Raw genomic sequence first — 1,017 nt, forward strand, 5'->3', positions numbered from 1 at the left:
CTGGCGCCGGGCGATGCAGGAGGCCGGGCTGCCGACGGAGGACCGGCTGTTCCACGCCCCCTACAACCGTTACGACGCCTACCAGGTCGCCCTGAAGCTGCTCTCCGGGCCCGACAGGCCCCCGGCAATCTTCTGCGCCACGGACGACCAGGCCATCGGGGTGCTGCGGGCCGCGCGCGAGCTGCGGATCGACGTGCCGGGCGAGCTCGCGGTCGCCGGCTTCGACGACGTGAAGGAGGCCGGGCTGACCGACCCGCCGCTGACGACGGTCTTCTCGGACCGTCCGGCGATGGCACGGGCAGCCGTGGACCTCGTCCTCGACGACTCGCTGCGGGTCTCGGGCTCGCGGCGGGAGCGGCTGAAGCAGTTCCCGTCCGCGCTGGTGGTGCGCCGGTCGTGCGGCTGCGGGGAACCGACGGTGACCACGCTGTAGCGGGGCGCGTCCTTATATCGGGCATACACGGTTCTGCCGGGCTTCTCAGGACGTACTCAGGCTGCTCTCATGTTCGCTGGCCACTCTCGTAGACATGACCGACAGCCACCGCCCGAGCGGCGAGTACCCGATGTCCCCCTCCCACGACAACGGATCGCACGACAGCAATGCGTACGGCACCGGCTCGTACGGATCCGGCTCGCACGGCAGCGCCGCACACGGCGGCGGCTCGTACGGCGGCGGCTCCTACGGGGGCGGTCATCCGGCACCTGACCGAGGCCTCGCACACGGTGCGCAGCGTCGGCACCGCCCTCGAAGCGCTCCGCGAGGTCGCGCACTTCCGCTTCGACGTCGTCGTCCTCGACCTCGGACTGCCCGACCTCGACGGTGCCGAGGCGCTGAAGATGCTGCGTTCCATCACCGACGTACCCGTGATCATCGCGACCGCGCGGGACGACGAGGCGGAGATAGTCAGGCTCCTCAACGACGGCGCGGACGACTACCTGACCAAACCCTTCTCGGTCGAGCACCTCTCCGCCCGCATGGCGGCCGTCCTGCGCCGCACCCGCGGCGCCGGCGCGCAG

The 1,017-nt window shown here is 71.2% G+C and carries 2 protein-coding genes; both read left to right on the forward strand.

Features of this window, described 5'->3' with window-relative positions:
- Nucleotides 1–433: substrate-binding domain-containing protein (locus ABZ646_RS47255; RefSeq protein ID WP_360534126.1), on the forward strand; the 433-nt coding region annotated here is incomplete at its 5' end.
- 167 nt (nucleotides 434–600) lie between these two features.
- The coding region (locus ABZ646_RS47260) for a response regulator (RefSeq protein ID WP_360534129.1) at nucleotides 601–1,017 on the forward strand (417 nt) is incomplete at its 3' end.

This window comes from Streptomyces sp. NPDC007162 (assembly GCF_040634175.1).
In the GTDB taxonomy this organism is placed as follows: Bacteria; Actinomycetota; Actinomycetes; order Streptomycetales; family Streptomycetaceae; genus Streptomyces.